Source organism: Rhodopirellula baltica SH 1, assembly GCF_000196115.1.
Classification (GTDB): Bacteria; Planctomycetota; Planctomycetia; order Pirellulales; family Pirellulaceae; genus Rhodopirellula; species Rhodopirellula baltica.
Genome location: NC_005027.1, coordinates 3,390,116 through 3,408,776 on the forward strand (window position 1 = coordinate 3,390,116; position 18,661 = coordinate 3,408,776).

At 54.8% G+C, this 18,661-nt stretch carries 9 protein-coding genes and 1 riboswitch; of the genes, 8 read left to right on the top strand and 1 reads right to left on the bottom strand.

All coding sequences use genetic code 11. The annotated features are described in order from the left end of the window. Positions 1–92: 92 nt before the first annotated feature. Positions 93–1,487 (bottom strand): hypothetical protein, encoded by a 1,395-nt coding sequence (locus RB_RS13125; RefSeq protein WP_231846467.1) that lies wholly within the window; start codon positions 1,485–1,487, stop codon positions 93–95. A gap of 418 nt (positions 1,488–1,905) precedes the next feature. Here RB_RS13125 and RB_RS13130 point away from each other — a divergent pair, with 418 nt between their 5' ends. The 8 genes from RB_RS13130 to RB_RS13165 all read left to right on the top strand — a co-directional run bounded on the left by RB_RS13130 (position 1,906) and on the right by RB_RS13165 (position 18,639). After that, positions 1,906–3,159 carry a trans-sulfuration enzyme family protein gene (locus RB_RS13130; RefSeq protein ID WP_164921970.1) on the top strand — a complete coding sequence of 418 codons (1,254 nt, stop codon included), beginning with the start codon at positions 1,906–1,908 and terminating at the stop codon, positions 3,157–3,159. A gap of 1 nt (position 3,160) precedes the next feature. Then, complete coding sequence (locus RB_RS13135) at positions 3,161–4,354, top strand: trans-sulfuration enzyme family protein (protein ID WP_011120921.1); 1,194 nt, start codon at positions 3,161–3,163, stop codon at positions 4,352–4,354. A gap of 160 nt (positions 4,355–4,514) precedes the next feature. Next, positions 4,515–5,555 carry a DUF58 domain-containing protein gene (locus RB_RS13140; protein WP_011120923.1) on the top strand — a complete coding sequence of 347 codons (1,041 nt, stop codon included), beginning with the start codon at positions 4,515–4,517 and terminating at the stop codon, positions 5,553–5,555. Continuing rightward, the gene (locus RB_RS13145; protein WP_011120924.1) at positions 5,552–7,855 is read left to right on the top strand and encodes a BatA domain-containing protein; all 2,304 of its coding nucleotides are present in this window, start codon (positions 5,552–5,554) and stop codon (positions 7,853–7,855) included. Before RB_RS13140 ends, RB_RS13145 begins: the two co-directional genes overlap by 4 nt. Further along, on the top strand, positions 7,852–10,326 hold the full coding sequence (locus RB_RS13150; protein ID WP_164921971.1) for a VWA domain-containing protein: 2,475 nt from the start codon (positions 7,852–7,854) through the stop codon (positions 10,324–10,326). Before RB_RS13145 ends, RB_RS13150 begins: the two co-directional genes overlap by 4 nt. Next, complete coding sequence (locus RB_RS13155) at positions 10,323–16,121, top strand: peptidase (protein ID WP_011120926.1); 5,799 nt, start codon at positions 10,323–10,325, stop codon at positions 16,119–16,121. The genes RB_RS13150 and RB_RS13155 overlap by 4 nt, the downstream gene beginning before the upstream one ends. Beyond that, positions 16,118–17,269 carry a prenyltransferase/squalene oxidase repeat-containing protein gene (locus tag RB_RS13160; RefSeq protein ID WP_011120927.1) on the top strand — a complete coding sequence of 384 codons (1,152 nt, stop codon included), beginning with the start codon at positions 16,118–16,120 and terminating at the stop codon, positions 17,267–17,269. The genes RB_RS13155 and RB_RS13160 overlap by 4 nt, the downstream gene beginning before the upstream one ends. Positions 17,270–17,431: 162 nt before the next feature. Beyond that, positions 17,432–17,676, top strand: a riboswitch (cobalamin riboswitch). A 147-nt stretch (positions 17,677–17,823) separates the two neighbouring features. After that, on the top strand, positions 17,824–18,639 hold the full coding sequence (locus tag RB_RS13165) for a DUF1559 domain-containing protein (RefSeq protein ID WP_011120930.1): 816 nt from the start codon (positions 17,824–17,826) through the stop codon (positions 18,637–18,639). Positions 18,640–18,661: the final 22 nt, after the last annotated feature.

Here is an 18,661-nt window from a genome sequence, read left to right on the forward strand (position 1 = left end):
ATTCGTGATTGGCAACGGGCATCACGAAACCCAACTTTGCAAACAGAAACGACCGATGTGTCTTGTGACGCTCTTGGTCGCCCAGCCAACGATCAATCCGAATCAGTTTTGTCCGTTGTGTCCACCGCTGGGTCAGTGTCAGATTCGAGTAACTCATCCAGAGCGTCCAACATCTTGCGGCGAGGTTCGGGATCGTCGACGGGGAAACCCAAGTTGCCCGCGACAAGGCCAACCTTTGGATGCCGCGAATTCGGGTTCAATCCAATTTCATCCAGCGGTTTGTCTTTTAAAATCATGATTGTCGCGGCAGCCAAATCTCGAACTTGAGTCTGGATTTGATTGCCACCGATGAAATTCAAGTCCGTCACCGGACGCTCGTCTTTCAAAAACTCGCGGACCAGGCCCACGTTACTCTCATCGCCAAACCGGCTGATCAGCTGCAATGAAAAGGCGACCTCATCGATACCGGAACCCGGCTGCTGCAGCACCTTTTCCGCCAACGGTAGTGATCGTTTGAACTCTCTCTGCAGCGACATCCACAAAACCTCCGGCCGACTTGCTTGATTGCACCGCGGAATCCACCCCGCCAACAGAACGCGAAATGGTTCCGCAAGCTGGTCGTCGCGAAGCACCTCCGTCGTGACACTCATTCGTAACATCCTCAACAACGATTCCTCGTGGATGTTCGACAATCTCAAATCGGGATCATTGAAGCAAAGCAGCATTGCGATCACGTCCGCGGCCGATGGCAATTGCGACTCGATCAGCTGGCGTCGCTGAACTCTCGCGATCACCTTTTCCAAAGCAGCCATCCTTGCCCCGGTGCTGACCTCAAGGGCCTGAACCAGATCCTGGTGCCTGAGCATCATCTCGACGAAGACTTCTCGTAGTCGCGGTCCATCTCCCAAAACCTGTTGAAAGACCTCCCAACCTTCGAACGATCCGGGCTGGCCCTCAAGAAACGAATCAATCCGTCCTGCGACTGCGCTGTTAACGATTCCCGTCGCAACATCTTCCGCTCGAAGACGCACTTCCAAATCATCGTGCTCGATCGCTGCAGTTCGCAATGCAGGAAGCGCGTCATCGGCCAACTTCCTCAAACCGGCCGTTGCTTGTTCACGAACAGCAAACTCGGGTGCGCCGAGCTGAGAAATCAATTCAGCGATCTTGTTTTGCTTCAACGGTTCATCGTCCGATCCCTCAGACTGATTCCCGGGGTCCGATGGATCAGAGTTCAATTGATCTTCGCTACGTTCTGGTTCCACCGGCGAAACGTCCTCTGGCATGACCGCCTGAGCTCGAAAGACGCTGGCAATCTTTGCCGGTTCCATCGGTGGCTTGCGAAACGATTTCACCGCCACTTGATCTGTTCCGGGATCACTCTCTCTCGACTCAGTTTTCGAGCTGGAATCGGTTGGCGAATCAGCATCGCTGGCTTGCCCGAATGCGTCGCTGGCTGGCCCGAATGCGACCGTGGGCACAAGCATCAACACAGCAACCACCAACGCGGACGAACGAATCCATTCGGTCGTGAGAAAGGTTGAGAACAAAACGTCTGCCTAACGAGAAAGGTTTGCGTAACGGGAAAACTGGACGGCAACCGCTCCATGAAGTGTACCAAGAACCACGCCCAGACAGCAGCGATCCCAGAACCGCCACTTTGGTCAACGAGTCAGGCGGCTCGAAGGAATGGCCGCCCCAAAAAATCGCCTAGCTCTGCCGGGCGGAGAGCGGGCCAATGCGGGTTCACCCAAAAGGCGAAAAAGCGAGGCAGAAAATCGGTTGCCCAAAACTGACCCCGTGGCTAGGCTGAATGCACGTCGTGGAGAAATCGCATCCCCTCCACTGTGACGTTTGTTTAGGGATTTGCGGCCGCTTGCAGCCTCACTGCTAAAAAGCCAACACATGAAACCGATCGCAATCGATCCGGTCGAAATGACCGATCATGCGTCCCGCGCCGCGGGACCTTCTTCCACGGGTTTGTCGACTCAGTGCGTTCACGGGAACATTGATCCCGATTCGCCTTCGCGACAACACGCCGAGGGCGCCATCACGGCACCGATCTACTCGGCCTCGACCTTCACGTTCGAATCCACCGACAAACTCTTGGATTTCGTCGAAGGTCGCGAGCAACGCGAAGAGTACGGACGCTACGGGAATCCAAACGAACGCTTGGTCGAACAGAAACTGGCTGCGCTCGACAATGCGGAAGACGCGGTGGTTTATTCCAGCGGCATGGCGGCGATTGTCGGGTTGCTGATGAGCCGCTTGTCGTCCGGCGATGAAATCATCTTCTTTGACCAGTGTTACCACCGCAGCCGTGAGTTTTGCGGGAAGCATCTGGCCAAATTTGGTGTCGTCACCCGGCAAGTTCCGACCGGTGACTTTGCCGCGATGGAAGCGGCGATCACCCCGCGAACCAAAATGCTGGTCAGCGAGTCGCCCACCAACCCGCACCTAACCTGCGTGGACCTGGAGCAGTTTGTCGCTTTGGGCAAAGCTCACGAGATTGAAACGCTGATCGATGCGACATTGGCGACTCCGATGAACGTTCGGCCGTTAGATCATGGCGTCGATTACGTTTGGCACTCCGCCACCAAATACCTCGGCGGGCACAACGATTTGTTGGCAGGAGTCATCTCTGGTCGCAAGGAATTGCTGGATCCAATCCGTGCCCTTCGTGGATGTTTGGGAAGCGTCACGTCGCCGCACAGCATGTACTTGCTCGAACGCGGTTTAAAAACCTTCTCGTTGAGAATGCAGCGTCACAACGAAAATGGTCAAGCGGTGGCCGAATTCCTTCATCAACATCCAAAGATCGACCGGGTTTATTACCCGGGTCTGCCAAGCCACCCGACTCACGCGATCGCCAAAGAACAAATGTTGGGATACGGCGGCCTGATCACTTTCACGGTCAAAGACGCCGACTGGAAAACAACCTCACGCGTGGTCGACGCCGCCAAAATCGCTCGTATCGCTCCCAGCCTCGGTGGCACCGAATCATTGATCGAACAACCGCTGGTAATGAGTTACTTCCATTACAGCCCGGAAGAAAGAGCCTGCTTTGGAATCGCTGACAACATGATTCGTTTTTCTTGTGGCATTGAAGATTCTGCAGACCTGATCGCTGATCTGGATCAAGCCTTGGCGGCGATTTGAAATGAGCTCTTCCAACTCGAACCACAAGTTTCGAACTCGCGCGATTCATGTCGGCAACGAAGTGGATCCACAAACCGGCGCGGTTGTTCCGCCCATTCACTTCGCCAGTACGTTTCGACAACCCGGTGCGGGTGAGTGGGGACAATACGACTATTCGCGTAGCGGCAACCCAACTCGAACGGGCCTGCAAGACACGCTCTCCTCGCTGGAAAATGGTTGTGGATCGCTTGCGTTTTCGTCCGGCATGGCTGCCATTCACGCGGTCACCATGCTGTTGGAATCGGGCGATCACGTCGTCGCGGGATCTGATATCTACGGTGGTGCCTACCGACTGCTACACCAGATCTGCAATCGCAGCGGTATCGAAGTCACCTTGGTCGACGTCACCGATTTACAGGCAATCGAAAACGCAATCACCGATCGGACCAAACTGATCTGGACCGAATCGATCGGTAATCCCCGCATGACGATTTCCGATTTACCAGCCATCGCTCGCCTAGCCAAATCCAAAGGAATCCTTTCGGGTGTCGACAACACATTCGGCACCCCGGCACTTTTGCGGCCGCTGGACTTCGGCATCGACATCGTCATGCACTCGGCAACGAAGTACCTGGGCGGGCACAGCGATTGTCTGGGTGGCACCCTCGCGGTCGCGGATTCCGAGCTTTATGACCAACTCTATTTTGTCCAAAACGCGACTGGCGCCGTGCTCGACCCGATGAGCAGTTTCTTGATCGCTCGCGGGCTGAAGACTCTCGATCTGCGTGTTCGCGAACAATCAAGAACGGCGCTTCGATTGGCGAAATGGCTGGAAGCCCATCCCATGGTTCGATCGGTGCTTTACCCAGGCTTGCCATCGCACAACCAGCACGAACTTGCCCGCCAACTGTTCGGACAACATCAAAGTGACTCAGAAGAAACACACTTCGGCGCTATGATCACGTTCGAACTGGATGCGACCTTGGACCAAGTTCGCGAGGTTTGCCAATCGACCGAATTATTCCACCTGGCGGTCAGCCTCGGTGCGGTGGAATCCTTGATCGAGCAACCCGCCACGATGTCTCACGCTTCCTACGCTCCGGAAGCTCGTGCGGCTCACGGGATCACGGATTCATTGATCCGTCTTTCGGTCGGCCTAGAATCTCCTTCCGATCTGGAAGCCGATTTGGAACGCGCGATCGCCATTATCGGGTAGCCCCCTCGTCTGCCGGGTGGAATCAGGCCAAGGCTGAATCAGGTTGCGGCATCTCGGAGATCGGTCCCATTGGGGGCTCGCTTTGCTCAGCGACTTTCGGATGCAATTGCACTAGAATATTGGTCGCGATCCCGCCTCCGCCTGCCTGATTCAGTCCAACATGCGTTTCCCCGATCTGTTCACGTCCCGCGATGCATCGCGAGCTGCCGCTTTGCAATGGATCGCGAGACAGGCAGTCGAGGGACTGACCGCGGGACGGCACCGATCGCCGCACAAAGGATCCAGCGTCGAATTCAAAGAACACCGGCCCTACGTCCCCGGCGACGAACTGCGAAACATCGATTGGCGTGCCTTCGGAAAAAGCGACCGCCTCTACATCCGTGAATTTGAGGAAGAAACCAATCTGCGGTGCACGTTGTTGGTCGATCGCAGCGGCAGCATGAAGTACGCCGGCAGCCGAGCTTTGCAACTGACCGACTCCAGTACATCGATTGGAAATCGCAAACAAGATTACGCGACTGCGGTTGCGGTCGCGATTGCGTACATGATGCTTTCCAGTCAAGACGCAGTTGGGCTGATGACGTTTGACGACCGCATCGGTGACTCGTTACCTCCGCGGACGACTCCTTCTCACTTGCAATCTCTGCTCGCGATTTTGGCGGGCGATTCGGGCGGCGGTGAAACGGATTTGGGAACCGTCATTCGCCAAGCGATGTTGAAACTCCCTCGGCGTTCCCTTGTTGTCCTGATCTCCGACGGTCTCGGCGATCCGGAATCGCTCGGTAAAGCACTGGCGTCTTTGCGAGCCCAACGCCAGGAGGTCGTGTTTCTACAAATTCTCGATCCCGACGAAATCGACTTTCCCTTTCATGACCGCATCGAATTTCGGGACTTGGAAAAAACCGATCATCGCGAAATCATTGATTCGCGACAGATCCGATCTCGCTACATCGAGTCACTCCAGCGTCACAATGCGACGCTGGAAGCAGCCTGTCGCCGCAATCGGGTCGACCATGCATTGATCACCTCCGATGCACCGGTTGTCGATGCACTGGCACGTTTTGTCGCACTGCGTCGCGGGGGCGGAGTCAGTGGTGCTCTGAACTTGACGAACTCGGACGTCGCCGGCTCGAAGATCACGCCTCCGAAAACCGTCTCACCGAGAGCAAGTTCATCACCGGAGGACATTTCCTCGCGATGAATTTTCTCAATCTCGGACTACTTGCCGGCGCATTGGCATTCGTGGTGCCACTAGCGATTCACCTGCTCTTTCGCAGTCGATATCGATCGATGGACTGGGGAGCCATGTTTTTGCTGCAGGATGTCGTTGCGAAAAATCGACGACGCATGCAGTGGCATCAATGGATCTTGCTCGCACTTCGATGTGCGATCCCCATCTTGCTCGCTCTCGCGATGGCTCGTCCGTTGCTATCTTCCGCCCGAGCCCTGCCAGGCTCCGAGCCGTTGACTTTGATCTTGTGTCTTGACGACAGTCGTTCGATGCAGGCGTCTGGTCGTTTGGACCGCGTCTTGCAAGCAACCAATGGACTGCTTGAAAACCTGTCGCGTGGCGACGAAGTCATCGTCATTCGGACCAGCCGGCTCGCTGCATCTTTCCAACGTTCCGCGCCGCGAGACGCAATGTCGGAACTTACTGAAATACAATTCGCCGGCCCACCCGCGGATTACACCGATGCGTTAACAGTCTGCCTAGATGCCTGCAAAGAGGCCTCCCATCCCAACCGCCGGATCGTCATCTGCGGCGACTTTCAATCCAATGGCTTGGCACCCGGAAACCGATGGATCGATGCGGTTGAGGACGCGAAGGTTCGCCTTGATCGAATGACGCCAACTCCAAGAGTGGACTTGCTCAATGTGTCACAGACGGACGATGTGCTTGACAACGTTGTCGTCGAATCACTGTCGCCCAACGCCCCCGCGGTGTTGAAAGACCGCGCGGTCAGCTTCACTGCAAAAATTCGCAATGATTCTGATCGGCCGATTTCACGATTGACCGGACGCTGGATCTACAACGGGCAATCGGTTCAAACGACCAACGTCGACATCGAACCTCGAGGCACGTCCGTCGCCTCCTTCACCCTGACACCCGAGACATCTGGTGATCACACCTTGGCTTTTGCCATTGAACACACCGACGCGATCGTTTCTGACAACCGTCGACGGTTGGGTTTCCACGCCTCACCACAAATTCGCGTGTGGTTGGTAGATGGAAACCCTTCGGACGAACCACTGCAAAGCGAAACGGATTTCCTGAGATTGGCTCTCAGTCCCTTCGCGTTCGCGAGTGTCAATCAGAACTCTCAGTCAAGCGAGACCCCGGGTTCCGATCTTGTTAGCAGTCGGGTGTTCACCGGTTCACGATGGGGCACGGAGCTTTCACGCGCGATCGACACCAGCGATCGCCCCGATGTGATCGTCTTTGCCAACGTCAAACAACTGGGTTCACGTCGTGACGCGGCCAACGAGTTGCTTGATCGCTATCTCAGCATGGATGGGAAGATCGTCTTCTTCGATGGTGACCAAGTGGATCCAAATCCATGGAATGAACTTTCATGGTTGCCTGGCAAACTCGATCGCTTGATCACTGCGACCGACGTCCAGGCGGTCATCGAAAACGAGACCGCGGTCTCAGCCGAGTCACAAGAGAATCTCGGCTTTACGATCCAGCCACCTCGAGGCCGACAAAATGTTTGGGGAACACTACAGGATGCGGGTGATGGGATCTGGGAAGAGGTTCGAGTCGGTCGGTATCGCCGCTTGCTCATCGATGATTCGAATCCCGCGTCCACAACGGTACTGTTGCGAACATCGGATCAAGCCGCTTTGGCAATTCGTCGATCCAACGTAATTCAGTTTGCAATCGGATGCGACTCAGAGTGGTCGACGTTGCCGCTGCGAGCCGTGTATCTCCCCATGATGCAGCAATTGATCCTAGACCTGGTCGGCAGCCAAGAATCCATGAATGTGGTTGCGGGACAACCAATGCTCGTGCCGGGTATTGCCTCGTCCTGGACGGTCATCACGCCTGACGGATCCACCTCGACACTGCAAACGAACTCAGCATCCGATTCTGACGGGACGACTGGTGACCCACGATCCGGTGTCTTTCGCGAGACGCATAACGCCGGAATCTATCGTTTTCGGCCAGACAGCGAATTGCCATCGGACGATTCGACTTCGTCGCAAACGCTGCTTCGAGTCGCTGAGATTCCCTCGGAGGAATCCGACCTTCGATCGCTGGAATCAAGTCAAATCGAGACATTCGCCAACCGATTGAATGCACGCTTGTTCGATTCGCCCGAAAGCTTGGTCGAAGCGACGGCGACCGATCGTTTCGGCCAAGAAATCTGGCGTCCAATGATGTTTTTGGTGCTGCTCGTGCTGATCACGGAATTGCTTTGGCAACAGTTTGCCGGGCGTCCAAAATCAGCTGCGACTGCATGGAAATCTCCCTTCGCTTCCGCGGGGAGTCGTCAATGATCGCGGTTTGTCCTCAACCAATCTTGGCCAATCTGCGGTTCTCATGGGACCTGCCGGTTTGGGCCATCCTCACCATCGCGATCACCATTGGACTAGCGGCCGCGTGGTTGTACCTGCGTGAGACTCGACAAATTCCGGGAATGGCGGCTTGGCTGCTTCCTGCCTTGCGATCGACCGCCGTCATCCTCACCATCCTATTGCTGGCCGGTCCGATATGGCATCACCGACAAGTCACCGGGCAACCGGCTCGACTTATTTTTGCCGTCGATCAATCACTGAGCATGGGCGTGAGTGATTCGTCGGATCTTCAGTCGCCCGACCGACTGCAGCGTTCACTGGAAAGGCTGTTTGGCAAAGACGAAAAGGACGGTTGGATCGAATCACTTCGGTCAACTCACTTGATCGACGTCATGAGTTTTGATGCGACCGCGCATTCACGGTGGAAGTCCTACGATACGGAAGATGCCGCCACGGAATCGCCTTCCGGAACGTTCACGATCGAAGCCAACGGGTCCACCACCAATTTGTCAGCGGCGCTTCGTCCTGTGCTGCCGGCGACAGCCACTTCCGAACCGAACCAATCCAGAGATATCGCGAGCAACAACTCCGAAACGACCGGGGCATCGTTGGCAGTGGTATTGATGACTGACGGTCGTGACTCGGCAGGCGTGGACGATGCTTCCGACTTGGCTTGGCAGCTTTCACAATCGGGCTGGCAAATCCACACGCTTGGGGTCGGCAGCGTCGACGAACCGACCGACATCGGAATCACCAATGTTCTGCATCCTGAAAGAACGGCCTCAGATGGACGCCTCACCGGAACCATCGTTGCCAAACATTTCGGTGTGACCAATGAATCGCTCCAGGTCGAACTTCGGTCCGGTGAAAACGTCGTCTGGTCGGAAAAGTTCGTGGCGACTCATGATGGGCAAACGGAAGTCGAGTTTGATCTTCCGATGAAGCCGCTTACGAACCAACTTGCTGACAACGAAGTGAGAGGTGTCGACCGCGATAGTGTTGTCCTTCCTTTTTCCGCATCGATTCGGCTGACGGATCCACCCAATCAAACAAGTTTGAGCCAACCCGAGAATGATCGTTGGGATTTCCGAGTCGCAGCAGCCAGTCGTGATCGTCGCTTGCTGATCTTGGACGGTTCATCCCGATGGGAAACCCGCTACATCCGAAACTTGCTTTCTCGTGACCCCGCTTGGCAAGTCGACACGGTGCTATTCGGTCCCGGGACGGATTCTCCGATAATCGAGCGAGGTGGTGAGGAGGGCAATGTTCCGGCGTCCATGGACGATTGGAACCGTTACGACGCGGTCGTCCTGGGAGAAGTCCCACCGGAACAATGGACAACGATAGACTCCGATGGGCTGCGAGAATTTGTTCGCCGCGGCGGTGGGTTGATTCTGCTCAATGGGCGATACAACCGCTTGTCACGAATTGATTCGTTGAATGAACTTCTTCCAGTGGATTTCGTCGCTGCGGCGCCCACGTCGCAAAACGACGATCTAATTCGATACCAAAGGCAACAACCCCAGGTTCAGTCGATTGGCCCAACAACGACCGGTCGATCTCAGCCAGTGATGCTGCTCAGTTCGGACATCCAATCCAACGGCGAACTTTGGCGAAGCATGCCGGTGCCTTCCGTCATTCCCGTCACGACCGCCCGTGCGGACTCCGAGGTGTGGGCGGATGCGTTGGTGCAACCAACCGACACATCAACACCGACTGAAAATCGTGTGCCATGGTTGGTCACACGGCTGTTTGGCGCCGGCCGAGTCTTTTTTCTGGCGACCGACCAAACATGGCGTTGGCGTTACAAGATTGAAAGCCAGCTTCACGGTCGATTCTGGAATCAGATCTTGACCGCCGCAATGCAGCCGCCTTACGCCGTACGAGATGACTATGTTGCCATCGGAACGGATCGCATTGATTATGACGCGGGGCAATCAGCGCTAATCCGAACTCGGTTGCTCAATGATGAACAAGGCGTTTCACGTGATGCCGTATCCAACTCATCCACCACGGTTGATGCACTGCTGATAAGAGACGACCAGATCATCGCCACGATTCCGATGAATCTCGATGACGCTTCGCGTCAAACATACTTGGCCCAAACCGCTCCGCTTCCTCCCGGTGCCTACCACGTACGAATTCGGGCCAGTGGTTATGACGCGTCGGCTTTGAAAGCCACTGCGCCCATTTGGGTCAAATCCACCCAAAACGGCGAACTGAATCGTGTCGCGGTCGATGAGGCGACTTTGCGAGAAATCGCGGGCGCCGGTGAGGGCAGTTATTTCCACGAATCATCTGCGGAAGATCTGCTGAGCCAATTGATACCGTTGTCCCGTGGACAAATCATCGAAACAGACACGTTGTTGTGGGAGTCATGGTGGCTGTTTGTGGTCATCCTGGTACTCCTGGCAACCGAATGGTGGATGCGTAAAAAGGTGGGATTGGTATGAGCGAAGTACCGCACGGAATGACGGGTCAATTCCCCGCGTCAAATCAGCTAGCTCCCAGTGAGATGCTGCCAGCGACTCGCGAAGCTCTGCGTGCATTCGCTCGACGGCGTGCCACGTTGCAATTTTGCCGCGGCGTCGCCATGGGCGCGACAGTGTTGATTGCTGGCATGATTCTTCTCGCTTTGATTGATCATTTCGCGAGACCGACGACATTGCCGCGAATCTTGCTCAGTCTGCTCGCGTATGGCGTCGCCGGATGGGTGGCCTATCGCAACGGGATCGCATCCGCTTTCCAAAGTTCAGCATCCGAAGTCGCGGGCAGTTTTGAGGTCGCTCAAACCAAACTGCGAGGCCAAGTTCTTTCTGCAGTTGAATTGAGCGAGGTCGATCATCTCAATGGATCCCCCGATTTCCGAAGAAAGCTTCAAACGCATGTCGCCAATGAATTGAGCGGAATCGAAGTCCGACATTTGCTGCCATGGAAACTGATCCAACGTGCCACTTTTGTGTTGTTCGGTTTATTAGTCGTGATCGTATCCTTGGGGTTGATCCCGACACTGGAATTGCCACGGCGGTTTGCACGCGTGCTGCTACCGATCGCACCCATCCAACGAGCGTCGCTGACGAAGATCCATTTGATTCAACCGAATCCACCTTCCGCGATGGTCGCCGAAGGAGACTTGGTTGGGGTGGTGGCGAAAATTGGACGTTTAGGACGCTCTGATGTCTGGCTAGAAATTCGCGATGATTCCGGTGAAGAGCGTCTTCGAATGGTCCGACGTTCAGCGGACGATCAATCGCAGACGGATTCGAATGAATCTTCACTTCCAACTTTTTCTGCCAATCTGCCGGTACAACAAACACCGGTCGACTATCGAATTTTGGCGGGTGATGCAGAGACCCTTTGGTACACGCTGACACCTCAACCTCGACCACGCGCGACGTCATTCGAAAAAGAATATCAGTACCCGACTCACCTGAAATTGCCGAACGAAGTTCTCACAGAAGACCACGGGGACCTGACTGCATTCGTCGGAACAAAAGTCACGATGAAGGTCAACTTTGACCAACCCGTTCGCGATGCCGAAATGCGTTTTTCTTCTCGGGGCACCGGGCTGGCATTGTCCCCGAACCCTTCAAACGAACTTCAGTTCGAGATCACGGTTCCAATCTCCACGCCGGGCAGTTATCGAATCGATGCGATCGGATCTGACACCGGCCTGAACAATCCATTCTCGCCACGTTACACGATTGATCCGGTGATCGACCGCAATCCGATCGCGATGTGGGACCACTCGACGCCACGCCGACAAATCGTTTCCCCGGCTGCCGTGCTGTCTTTGGTGGGACATCTCGAAGACGACGTGCCGATGGACCATGTTATTCAGCAAATCTTGTTGGAAGGCGAAGGAGTGACGGAAATCAAAAAGTCATTGGACTCCCCAAGCCGAATCGCTCGCGTGGAATTGGAATGGGACTTGGCGTGCTTTGATGGACGAGAAAAACCGGACGTGACGCTTCCATCTGGCAGCCGACTAAAAACGCGGCTCATTGCGGTGGATCGATCTGGGCATCGCGGTCAATCCAATTGGATCGACGTTTTCATTGCCCGTTCGGACTTTGACCCTCATCGGCACCAAGATCTGATCGAGCACCAAGAGCTCTCTCGGCAAATCACTTCCTGGCTGGAAGAACTGAACCTGATCGCGAAAGGCATGCAAACCAGCATGAAAGAAGCAATCGATTCGCCAGACAATCCTTCGTTTCTCCTCGAGACTGATCTCACGGAACAATTTCAATCATTGCAGACTCGATGGGAATCGATCTCGGGATTCGACGGAGAACAGAGCACCGCTACTCCCACCAAAGCATCACCAATTTCGATCCGCAAACAACTCGCATTGTTGAATAATCCTGTTGTGATCGATCAATGGGCTCAACTGGATTCCGCCGCGAACTTTGCTCTCCAACAACTATCGCTCCACTATCAAGCTTGGCAACAAATTGGCAAACAGTTGCCCGCAAAAGAATTCGCTCCTGAGCGTAAACGACTCGCCGGATCACATGTTGGTGATGTGCGATCGATTGGCAATCTGACCTCACGCTCGATCGATTTCACCAAAGCAATCCTGGCGATTGATTTGGCGAAGGGAGTGTCGAGGGACATGGCGACGGTTGAGAACAGCGCAAGGATGCTCGGTGATACCGCTGCAAACGTTCCGCTCACCAGACTGCCTGGACAAAGTGAGCTAATCAACCAGCAATTGCTACAGATCAGCCAATTGCTGAAGTCGATGGAACCAGATCTTCCCGAGAATGTGAACGGGACGCATGAGAACATTCATCGATTCATCGACGACCGTACTCGAATGATCTCAGACGGTCGTGATCGACTCAAAACTTCTCAGGATGGCAGCGCCGAGGCTCCATTCCGCCACACCATGCGTCAGTTAGCGAATGATATTGAATCGCTACGAAAACAAAGTTTGCTCAATGGGAACATCAACAACGAAATCGCTGCGGCGACAAAGGAGTTCGCCGCCGAACCGTTGGGATGGGCCGGACAATTGCGTTCGCTGAATCGCACCGGAAAACAATGGCTCGACCAAAGCAAAAAGAGCGTCTCGATCGAGGAGCGAGGCGATTCAAACGACCTGACCGAATCGAAAAACCTCGAACTATTTTACGCCGATCATTTCCAAAGATTACGCGAAACGATTCATCAACGACTCAATCAATTGGAGCTTATCGAAGAATCAAGAAGTGACTCTCAAGTGACCGCGAGCGCCGATCTCGAACTCATCTCTCGCACGTTGGACGCGGTCTTCACCGAGGGATTCGTCTCGCCGGAAAACTCAAACCTTGATCCAGTGGCTTTCTTTGACAAAGTCTCCAAGGCCATCTTGACCTTGGACGCTGGAAACAAGCTGCATCGATTCGAAAAGCAATTGCAGTTTGTGGCTGACCGAGAGCGTTATTCAGTCGATTTGATCGACGCGATGATTCAACAACCGATTCGCTTGAAACACATTCAAGTCGCCAATGAAATCCCGATGGCACAAATCCGTCACGTGGGTCTGGACCAAGAAGTAGGGCAACAGCTTCAGAACACACGCTGGAATCAAGATGCGACCCAGGCTCGTGAACGTTTGGAGAACCGACGTTGGAAAACCCAACCACACGTGTCGGCCGCCATTCCCGTCGAATCCATTTTGACGACCTATCGATCCACTTGGGAAGATCTCGATCCGATGATGGAAGAGGCTCGCGAATTCCTGCGAGACCTGACGCCGAGCCTGTCGGATCAAGCACGCGAGGCAGCCGAGGAAGCCGAACAACAAAGCGAGGCGATCAAAGAAGACCAAACCGATCGTCCGGATTCGCCTGAGCAAGTCGCCGCCGATGCGGAACTCAAATTTGATGGTTTAAAGCAACAAGTCGGCGAGATCGCTGAACAACTCGCCGACCGAGCGAACAACGCTGACTATTCAAAAGCAGAAGATGCACAGGTCGCTCGCGACGCGGACCAAGCCATAGCCGCTATCGAAGAACAATCCGAGAAAGTTGCCAGCCAGCTTCGTGAAAACCAACCCGAGGAAGCGAGCGAATCGCTGAGCGATCTATCCAAAACGCTCGAAGCGATCGCAGACCATTTCGAGGCAGTCGACTCAGGCGAAGACACCTCCGCGACTCGAGAAACTCTCAACGAGATGGCTCCGACTTCCGAGTCAATCTCATCCATGGACAACCAGTTCGACGCTGCGGAATCGGTCGCGAAGGCCAATCAAATGACTCCGGAGCAATTGCTCGAGCAACTCGAAAAGAAACTACCAACCGACCAACCGATGCAAGAATCATTGCAGGACATCACAGAAAAAACGGTTCGGGCCGCAGAGCAAATGATTCGCGAGGCGGCGAACGAAGAGACCAGCTTGCGCCGCAATTTGGAACGGTCAGACGCGGAGTTCTCTGAGCAGAAGCGGGTCGCTCGAAATGAATTGCGTTCGATGTCTGATCGTGCAAACGCGGTCCGTGATCACTTGCTTGCAATGGCGGAGCAGGCCAGCGGTTGGTCGAACGAGAGTGCGACTCAACAAGACATCCAACAAATTCGCCAGCAACTGTCGTCGGCGACTCAGAAAGCCAATGAAGTTCAGCGTGACGATGCATTGCTAGAAGAACTGCGGGCGGCGAACGAGTCACTTCGCGAAGTAGTGAAAGACGCGGCAAAACAGACGGCCAAAATCAACGAAAAGGCACAAAAGTCGCAGAAGAACGCGTTGCACAACAACGAACAATCGCGAACAAAGGCCGCTCGGCAGTTGGAGGCGATCCAGCGGCGTGGCAAAAACCAATACCTGCAATCACTGCAAAGGGCCAACCAGCAGTGGAACCGCGATGTGGAAGAGGCCGGACGCCGCATTCAACAGGCGCAGAACCAGGAACGCAACGCTCAAACCAGTTTGGATCGGGCGCAAGAAAAGCTGAAGAAGCAACCCGATGACGCGTCGGCGAAGGAGGAGGTGGCGGACAAACGAGCTCAGGTTGAAAATGCCCGAAAGGCTGCCAATGCAGCCAAGCAAACTCGTGAGTTGGCTCGTCAATCAGAAGCTGAGGCCAAACAGCGATTCGAAAAAGCACGCAACCGAACCGTCGCCAACTTGGACGCCGAAAACCCAGCGGCCGAAATGCTCTCGCGAGTCACTCAACAAGCAACCGAAGAGCTTCAAGATCTGGCCAACTCACTCGATTCCGTTCAAGAATCGCTCTCCATGGAAGACTCATTGAGTTCACCCGAATCAGCCAACAAAACCTTGGCTGACCAACAGGAGCGTCTTCAACAGTCAGTCGCGATGGCGGCGGAAGAACTTCGGCGAGCAGCACGGCACGAAGAGCGACTCGGCAACACCACGTCGGCCGAAAACCTGAACAAAGTTGCAAAAGACATTGAGTCGGTCAATGAACAACCGATGAGCGTTGCACAAGAATCGCTGCAAGCTGGGAAAGCCGGACAAGCGAACGAACAACTCGCCGAAGCTGCCGCTCAACTGCAGAAGACAGCCGAAACTCTCGCACAGCAAACCACCAATGCATCAACCGATCCAAACCAATCCGACGGTGTATTCGATGGCGAACCTTCGTCGACCCAAAGTCAAAAACTGGCCAAAACGTTAGACGAATTGGATCGTGCCCTGAATTCGCCACCGCCTGAGATGGAAGACGCCCAATCGGATTCAGGCGAATCAAAATCGTCGCAATCAGATTCTAAGAACCAATCGTCGGATCAATCCTCCGATGGCCAATCCTCAGAAGGTTCGCCCGGACAGCCACAGACGGATGCTCCGTCCAGCCAACAAAGCGGCCAGTCAAACTCCGAATCGAGTACAAGCCAACCCGCAACTTCCGGGCAAGCTTCTTCAACTCTTGCCGAAGCTGCTCAACAAGCCATCCGCAATTTGGCTCAGCAAAGACAACGGCAACTACAGCAGATCGCGCAGGCGGGCGATCCATCTCAGCCGTCCGACCAAGAATCGTCTCAACAAAGCAGTTTCCAAGCGAACAACCCCGCGACTGACTTCTCGCAGACACAAGACAATTCGTTGATTGACGCGAGCGATTGGAACGTCACCGACGGAGACTGGGGCGAACTGCGTGAACGCCAGACCGATGAAGTCATACAAGATCGCAAGGTTCGCATCCCGATGACGTATCGCAAAGCGGTCCAGGCCTACTTTGAAGCGGTCTCCGCCGAAGCGGCCAAGACCACCTCTTCTAAAGAATCCCCGAGCAGGTGATCGTCATGCATTCCACCAAACGCAATCATCTGGACCGCAGGGCTTGGCTGAACCACGCACTGGCAGGCACCGGCTTCGCGTGTGCGAGCCTGCTCGGATCAAGTACGCCGTCATTCGGCAAGAAGGCTCACGCCGGCGAAGACCTGACAGATCTCTATGTTGATGACGCGATTGACCAATCCGTGAACCAAGGCGTCAAGTTCTTGCTGCGACTGCAGAAAGAAGATGGTTCCATCGCAGACCGCGGCACCGCAACTGCGATGACATCGCTTGTCATCATGGCATTGGCTTCGGTTGGAACCATTCCCGAACCGGGGACACCGGAGGGACGAGCGATGAGCCGTGCGATTGAATTCGTCCTTCAACCTCGCAATCAAACGAAAGGCTACTTCGGTCATCACGATGGATCGCGAATGTACGGGCACGGCATCACCACTCTGATGTTGACTGAGATTTTAGGGATGGGTGCGACCATTGACCAAAATGCACGCATTCACGATGCGCTCGTGCAAGCCATTCAGGTCATTTTGAAGTCACAAGCCGTTCGCAAACCACAACGTCTTCAGGGCGGTTGGCGATACAAACCCGACTCCAAAGATTCGGATCTGTCGGTTTCGGTGTGGCAAGTGATGGCATTGCGATCAGCGAAGAATGACGGTTTGGATGTCCCCGCGGAGGCCATCGATTTCGCGGTGGAATACTTGCAAGAATCCTACACGTCACCGCTCGACGAAAAAGGACAACCTCGTGAGAAGGTTGGTGGCTTTGCCTACACACCTGGAACCCATCACCCCGCATTCACGATGACTGCGGCTGGGTTGCTGGCGATGCAGACCTGCGGTCGCTATGACTCGCCGCTGGTGGCAGGCTCCGCCGCGTGGTTGCTGGAACACCCTCCACGGACGAACGAACGATTCTTTTTCTATGGAATGTATTACTACGCACAAGGCATGCACCAAGTCGGCGGAGAAGCCGCGGAAACGGCGGCGAAACTGGTGCCGGAATTGCTATTGAGACTGCAAGCGGACAACGGGTCGTGGGTCAGCCACCAAGGTGAAGAACGCAATGTCGGCGTTGCCTATGCGACCTCATTGGCCATCCTCAGCCTCAGTGTTCGCTATCATTACCTACCGATCTATCAACGTTGATCGCCTGCCGAGGTCATGCCAAACGGACTACGAAACTCATCTGGCACGTAACAATTAGCCAGTTCTCACCGAATCACCCCGTGTTTTTGGCCGTCAAAGGTTTTGGGCCGTCAAAATCCAGGCAACCGAATTGGATTGACAATCGGATGAGACGTGGGAATACTACCGGCAACGTTACGTGGTGCCGGTGTTCCAAATCTTGGATCACTGGGAACAGGGAACTTCGGTGAGATTCCGAGACGGCCCGGCCGCTGTATCCGATGCGAAGTTGCTGACTTGGCAACTTCCAAGCAAACATTCCTCTTGTGCCATTGTCGTTGATCGGAATTATCCGTGACGGACGAGAAGGCGAGCGTTTGCGAGTTTGCATCGGGAGTCAGAAGACCTACCACGAAACGGACACTATGTGATCTTCTTGGGCGAGATCGGTGTTGAGGCGAAACCCATTTTCGCTTGGCTATTTCGTTGAATCCCAGTTCGAATTCTGAAGGCCACTTCCGCGCGGGTGCATCTCGATCGGTAGGCACAGAATCGGACTGACACGATCGCTTCGCATGGTCCCGTCCGCTCAAAAGCATTGCCGCCGCTATCACTGCGTTTTCGCACGTGGCTTCACCTTGGTCGAATTGTTGGTTGTGATCGCAATCATCGGCGTCTTGGTTGGGTTGTTGCTTCCCGCGGTTCAAGCGGCTCGCGAAGCCATGCGACGCGCGTCCTGCCAAAACAACTTGCATCAGATTGGTTTGGCTCTGCACAACTACCATGCGGCGCACAATAAGTTTCCGCCCGGCGCTATCGAGGTACGACCTCAATTCCCGAACGGAAAACAATTGGCATGGTCCGCGTTCGTGTTGCCATTCATGGAACAGTCGGGTCTGCATGAGCAAATAGATTTCCGATTAGCGTTTGATGCGCCGGAAAATGAACCCGCCGCAGCAACCGTTTTGCCAGCCTTCCTTTGCCCAAGCACGCCCCGCTCCGACGGATTGATGCAGGGACGTGGTGCCTCCGATTACGGCGGTATCTACGGCCAACGCATCATAGGCCGCAATGATCCTCCCAACGGAATGATGCTTCACGACCGGGCTCTCGCGATGCGAGACGTCTTGGACGGAAGCTCACATACCGTGATCGTTTCAGAAGACGCAGCCTTTCCAGATGGGCAATGGATCAATGGACGCAACTTGTTTGACCAAGCGTTCCCGATCAACAAAGCCCCCAAATTTGAAAACGATATGCGTAGCTTTCACGTCGGCGGCGTGATGATCCTCCGCACGGATAGTTCGGTCGCGTTTCTGACTGAACAACTTGATCTGCAAATCCTGGCTGCGCTCTGCACGCGAGCCGGACACGATGACGCCACTCTGTAACACACCATTGAATCAATCTCTT

Bases quoted from the DNA above. Each gene is read 5' to 3' on its own strand.
- RB_RS13125 (WP_231846467.1), bottom strand. From the start codon at position 1,487: ATGCTTGTGCCCACGGTCGCATTCGGGCCAGCCAGCGACGCATTCGGG.
- RB_RS13130 (WP_164921970.1), top strand. From the start codon at position 1,906: ATGAAACCGATCGCAATCGATCCGGTCGAAATGACCGATCATGCGTCC.
- RB_RS13135 (WP_011120921.1), top strand. From the start codon at position 3,161: ATGAGCTCTTCCAACTCGAACCACAAGTTTCGAACTCGCGCGATTCAT.
- RB_RS13140 (WP_011120923.1), top strand. From the start codon at position 4,515: ATGCGTTTCCCCGATCTGTTCACGTCCCGCGATGCATCGCGAGCTGCC.
- RB_RS13145 (WP_011120924.1), top strand. From the start codon at position 5,552: ATGAATTTTCTCAATCTCGGACTACTTGCCGGCGCATTGGCATTCGTG.
- RB_RS13150 (WP_164921971.1), top strand. From the start codon at position 7,852: ATGATCGCGGTTTGTCCTCAACCAATCTTGGCCAATCTGCGGTTCTCA.
- RB_RS13155 (WP_011120926.1), top strand. From the start codon at position 10,323: ATGAGCGAAGTACCGCACGGAATGACGGGTCAATTCCCCGCGTCAAAT.
- RB_RS13165 (WP_011120930.1), top strand. From the start codon at position 17,824: ATGGTCCCGTCCGCTCAAAAGCATTGCCGCCGCTATCACTGCGTTTTC.